At 50.3% G+C, this 5,497-nt stretch carries 6 protein-coding genes; 3 read left to right on the forward strand and 3 right to left on the reverse strand.

Annotated elements, in window-relative coordinates; translation table 11 throughout:
- The 3 genes from LUQ50_RS00215 to LUQ50_RS00225 form a co-directional block, all read right to left on the reverse strand.
- Positions 1-330 (reverse strand): MBL fold metallo-hydrolase (locus tag LUQ50_RS00215; RefSeq protein ID WP_300034349.1); only part of this gene is annotated, 330 nt, incomplete at its 3' end.
- Between the two features lie 74 nt (positions 331-404).
- Complete coding sequence (locus LUQ50_RS00220; protein ID WP_300034352.1) at positions 405-1,484, reverse strand: histone deacetylase; 1,080 nt, start codon at positions 1,482-1,484, stop codon at positions 405-407.
- Positions 1,481-2,926: a hydantoinase/oxoprolinase family protein gene (locus tag LUQ50_RS00225; RefSeq protein ID WP_300034354.1), complete on the reverse strand. Its 1,446-nt coding sequence runs from the start codon at positions 2,924-2,926 to the stop codon at positions 1,481-1,483. Before LUQ50_RS00225 ends, LUQ50_RS00220 begins: the two co-directional genes overlap by 4 nt.
- Positions 2,927-3,063: 137 nt before the next feature.
- Here LUQ50_RS00225 and LUQ50_RS00230 point away from each other — a divergent pair, with 137 nt between their 5' ends.
- From LUQ50_RS00230 to LUQ50_RS00240, 3 genes are all read left to right on the forward strand, one after another.
- The gene (locus LUQ50_RS00230) at positions 3,064-4,185 is read left to right on the forward strand and encodes a hypothetical protein (protein ID WP_300034357.1); all 1,122 of its coding nucleotides are present in this window, start codon (positions 3,064-3,066) and stop codon (positions 4,183-4,185) included.
- 64 nt (positions 4,186-4,249) lie between these two features.
- Complete coding sequence (locus LUQ50_RS00235; RefSeq protein WP_300034360.1) at positions 4,250-4,792, forward strand: ferredoxin domain-containing protein; 543 nt, start codon at positions 4,250-4,252, stop codon at positions 4,790-4,792.
- A 9-nt stretch (positions 4,793-4,801) separates the two neighbouring features.
- Positions 4,802-5,497, forward strand: a 696-nt coding sequence (locus LUQ50_RS00240; RefSeq protein ID WP_300034363.1) for a GHMP kinase, incomplete at its 3' end; no start/stop codon positions are given.

A 5,497-nucleotide genomic window follows, 5' to 3' on the forward strand; every position in this document is an offset into this window, starting at 1 on the left:
CAGAAGTTCCTGACACTTTTGAGTACAACATACTTTAGCCCCGGGAAAGAGCTCAAGCAGCATCGGGAGGCAACCAGCATGATCCTGTTCGGCATGGTTGATCACAATATAATCAAGCCTATCAATTCCAAGCCGGATCAGATTCCCGATGAAATCCTCTACCCGTGAAGGATCAGACGTATCAATGAGTGCAGACTTTTCAGTCCCTTTCACATAATACGAATTATATGAAGTTCCTTCAGGGAGGGGAACCAGTTCATCAAATATTCTCCGGTCCCAGTCAATAACCCCTACTGCAAAAATGTGTTCACTAATCTGACGGACTGCCATAATATTCCTCAGGATCAGCATACACTGACCAATACCTCGTGAGGTTGGATGGGTAACAGGATAAAAGGATCAGACTACCTGAAACAGGTCCAGTATGGGGAAAGGATCTCTTTGAGTTCTCCGGTGATCGTGATCACCTGAGATATGGCAGATTCAGAGACTGACCGGTGCAGGAGATCAAGGAGTGAGTCCGGTTCACGGATAGCACTTATGTCAAGCCCGGCCATGGCTGCAATAATGCCCAGATTGGTGTACGGGAGGCCACCTTCAACGCTGTACCCTCCTTCAAGGATCCCAACAAGCCTGCCAAGACAGATACTATCAGCAAGGATGCAAACCTCCTGCATCATGGTTGCATAACCCCGGGCTGTAAGAGCCAGGCCGGTTAAGGGATCCGAAAAATGATTGTCCTGACCTGCAGATACCACGATACAGTCAGGCTGAAACTCTTCGGCAAGCGGTATAACAATTTCAGTGAGGAGATACTGGTATACCTGATCTGAACTCCCTCCGGGAACCGGCATATTTACCGTATATCCGATTCCTTCCCCTGAACCGATCTCATCGATCTGGCCTGAACCCGGGTAGAAGGGAAACTGATGGACCGAACAGAAGAGAACCGAGGGATCAGTAAAAAAAATCTCCTGTGTACCGTTCCCGTGATGGGCATCCCAATCCAGGATCAGGATCCGTTTCATCCCACGCCGCTGGAGATGCCTGACCGCTATGGCAGCATTGTTAAGATAACAGAACCCGCCCCCATGGGAACGTCCGGCGTGATGACCTGGCGGACGACAGAGCACAAATGCATTGTGTATCGTCTGATCAATAACAGCATCTGCTGCGATGACCGCTCCCCCGGCTGCAAGAAGGGCATCGCCTATCAAACCATGAGGAATAGCGGTGTCGTAGTCTATCATACCACCGGTAACACTCGATTCTTCAAGAAAACTCAAATATCCTGGATCATGCACAGCAAGGACTTCTGTCCGGGTTGCTTTCCGGGGAGGGATGAGCATGATATCAGGGTGATCGAAGAGCCCTTCCTCCATAAGTTGGTCCATGGTGTATGCCAGTCGTTCATTACGTTCCGGATGAGTCGGACTCTGTTCATGACGAAGATACTCAGGACCAAAGATGATACCGGTGGTCATGGAGCCTCCGCGGTGATTCCGGGGGCGATACCAATCACAAAATCAGTTATCCTGGCCTGGGTACGCCCTCCCCGTACCACATTATACACCGAGTACTGACTGGTAAGGAGTTCTTTCAGATCTTGTGCAGGTGCTCCTTCTTTCCGTGCCTGGGTTCTTACGATCTCGCCTGCATACATCAGGAGATCATCATCCGAAATGCCTGCAGGTAACGGATAATCAACTCCGTTTAATGTGAGGATCCCCCGTCCGGAATCAGCACGGGCGTGAATCCGGATACTGATCCGGGAGACTGCAGCTCCGACTGCATTGGCAGATGCAGCATGTTCAGGTACATAGTATCTGACCCTGGCTTCATCAGCGAGATCAGGGATCAGGTATGGGGCCAGGAATCCGGCCCCTACGATCAGGCCAGGGTCCTTCCGGTGGATAATCGCACCGAGTGTCTCCAGATAATACTGATATGCTTCGAAAGCTTTTGCTGGATCCAGGCAGCAGGATCGGGAGACATCCCCGATATCAGCACCAAGAACATTGAGGGCATCCGTGAGCGTCGGCTCGCCACCCCCGAATGCCCGTGCATTACCTGATCGGACCTGCGTCAGGACATCCCGGATGCATGAGTCTCCACCGAGCGGAATGGTATCAGCAGTTACCGCCTGAATGAGGGTTCGTCTCCCCTGTACAAACAGGGTCTGAAGAACCGGCTTCCCGTCCCGGATAGGTACAAGATCAGTGGTAGTTCCTCCGATATCCACCACCAGGCAGTCCTGCTTCTTTGAGAGGTATCCGGCCCCCAGGGCAACGGTAGCAGGACTTGAGTGGTACAGTAGCGAAGGATTATCGATTGCCCGGTCGAATCCACAGAGCCCGCCGTCGGAAGTAACAAACAAAAAATCGGGGTGAGTTTTTCGGATTTGGTCAGAAAGTGAGACCACGGTTGCTTTGATCCCTGCATTGATCCGGGTTGTGGCAATTCGTGCAGGGAAATTCAGTCCTCCCAGCGGTGCACTTATCGCAATCTGTTCATCGTCAAAGAACTGTCTTGCAATATCCCGGACGATCTCTTCCTGCACTGGGTTTCTCACCGAAAACTTACCAACAATCGCCACTGCATCGGCCCGGCAGCCCCTGAGCAGCCCTTCAACCTGCCTGGTATCAACCGGTTCAAGAACATCACCCCTGGGACCCACCGCTCCTTTGACTGCGCCCCCGTGCACAAGCCCGGGGCCAGGAATAGTAATGGTCCTGACCCGCCCTGTACTCCCGGTAACCATTGCATTCAGCGGCTGGGAAGTACTAACTGCAAGTCTCCCGCCATCTCCGGCTTTGAGCAGGGCTTGTGCAAGCCCTTTTGAGTTCGAAACCTTAATCGTCCTGATGTCGCTGTCTATCAGCGCGATATCAGTATTAGTACCACCGATATCTATCCCGGTGAACATTACCCCTGTCCCTCTCCTCTCAGCATAAGTTCCAGGACTGCGAATTACTTGAATGTTACCGGGACCTGAACTGATTCTGAATATATATGTCAGGACCCTGAAATATCTAGATCAATTGGTGCTGGTCTGCTGACATCATGACGCTTGTGTGTGAGGATGGGGAGAGTGTCCTGAAGAAGACCATCGCAGCGGTGTTCTACACTCTAAAAGCGCGTCACATATCCAAGGTATATGTGACAGACCGACGAATAGTCATCAAAAACCGGAAAAATGAACTTATCAGGATATCATTTGCACATGTCCATGAAATAACCGTTGAAGATCAATATCGTCTCTGTATCAGGTGTAATACCCCGCAGCGGTTTTTCCATGAACGTGAAGAGTATACCCGGCTGTATCTTCATGGGCTGAAGAAGAAAGAAGGTGGCGTGATAGCCCCGCTCGAAGATCCAAAATGGTCTGAGTCATGGCGGCGTTATCTGAATTCTCTGGTAAAAAAGTATCAGGCAGCGGTTGCGCAGAAGAAACGCGAGATGCAGAATGAAGAGGATGAACTGCTTTTCATTGAAGGGATTCAAAGACGGGCAAATGGTCTCGATCCGTTCGCCATCGTCAAGACCAAAGAGAAACTTCAGATATGGTTTGATGATACCGAACTGAATGCCTGCACCCTGTATGCCACCAATGAACACCTCCTGGTCAAGATCAAATCATCAGACTACCTCGTGGTCCCCTATTCAGTAATTTATACAACCGCACCAGTAGAGAAAGAACGATTTTGCATCACATTCTCATTTCCCCAGGAGATCGAAGGATTCTCACAACCACTCTCAAAAATGTACATTAAACGGATACCAGTGCCTGATGAACAATACCCGAAAAAAGTACAGGAACGATGGATCGAGGGATGGCAGGAGTTCTTCAATCAGGTCACTTCGGCATTCAAAGCACATAAAGGGGCGATCAGTCATGATGAGATGTTGGAGATGCTTATCGAGATGAAACACAGCCCGACAAAATATTCACTCAGTGCATATGCAAAGCAGGGATGGGACCGTGCCTGTGCACTTGCGGTGGATCGGTTCGGGGGGATGGATGACCTTTACCTGTTTCAGACCTTCCTGCTCAAAGAATACGAAGATATGAAAAACCGGGCAATGGCGGAGCCAGATAATGCACGACAGGAAGCATACCTGGGTTCTGAGATGGCATACAACTCAATCCTCGCATACATTAACCAACATACCCGGGCACGCTGACCCGGTTCCTTTTTCCCTGATATCAAATAACAGGGTTTTTACCCCATGCCCTGCACCTGAAAGTATGGATCCTGAACAGGAAGCAGTCCGGACCATTGCTAACCTCATGATGGTGAGTGCCCGGACTGCACCCAAAGGGAAGGGAATCGATACCATAGAGATGAAGGCTCTGTACGGGCCTGAACTCACCGAACTTTCACATGAGATGGAGATGATTGGAACCAGGATAGGGTTTCAATTCTTTCTGCGTGATGCCAAAAATATTGCAGCAGCATCGGCATGTGTGCTAATCGGGTCCCACGGTGATCAGCATGTGGGTCTGAACTGCGGGGGATGCGGATATAATACCTGCAAAGAGATGGCAGAAGCATTTGAGATGCGCAATACAGATACCCTCTATCAGGGACCGGTCTGTGTGATCAGAATGGCTGATCTTGGAATTGCGGTTGGATCAGCAGTAAAGACAGCCCAGATCCATAACGCAGATAATCGTGTCTTCTTTTCAGCCGGTGTGGCAGCACTCTCACTCGGCCATCTTCCCGGATGCACTACTGCCTATGCAATTCCGCTCTCGGTAACCGGGAAGAACATCTTCTTTGATCGATAATCTGACATCATGACAATACTAAAAATTCGCGGCGGAGACCTTGACCTGGTCGAGTATGAATTCAACTCATTTCAACCAGGTAATGACCTGAAGACAGTCGGACTTGAAAAAACCTATGATCTGAAGATCAGAACAGAACCGGTGACGGTCAAAGCTCCTGGACGGATACATCTGACAGTCCTGGATATGAATAGGTTTGCACCCGGGCATCCGGGAGGGGGTGGTATCGGGTTTGCCATCCAGGTTTATGCCCAGGCAACAGCCAGAACCATTCCAGCGGGCTACGAGATCACCTACAGCAGACCGGCCATCATTGAGCACTTCCTTATATTATTCAGTAAAGTCACCGGCTATACCGGAGGATTTGCGGTGCAGGCCATGGATCATGAGTATAAACATGTTGGACTTGGATCAACATGCACCATCATTACCGCAGTTGCAGCAGCAGTGAACCGGGCAGTTGGCGATCCCCTCACAACCGACCAGCTCAGGACTCTTATCGGGAATAACTACGTTGAGGAGACAGACGGCGGGCTCGTGACCTATGGATTTGAAACAGGGGTAGGTCCTGCAGTTACCAGTTATGGTGGAATGGCAGTCATGGGCGATGATCTCGCAATAGTATACCGCCACGAATTTGCAGCAGATAAGTATGTGCACATCGTTATCCCTCCGAGTTCAATCTCGTCTGCAGGTGAAGAAGAG

The organism is Methanospirillum sp. (assembly GCF_028679455.1).
Taxonomy (GTDB): Archaea; Halobacteriota; Methanomicrobia; order Methanomicrobiales; family Methanospirillaceae; genus Methanospirillum.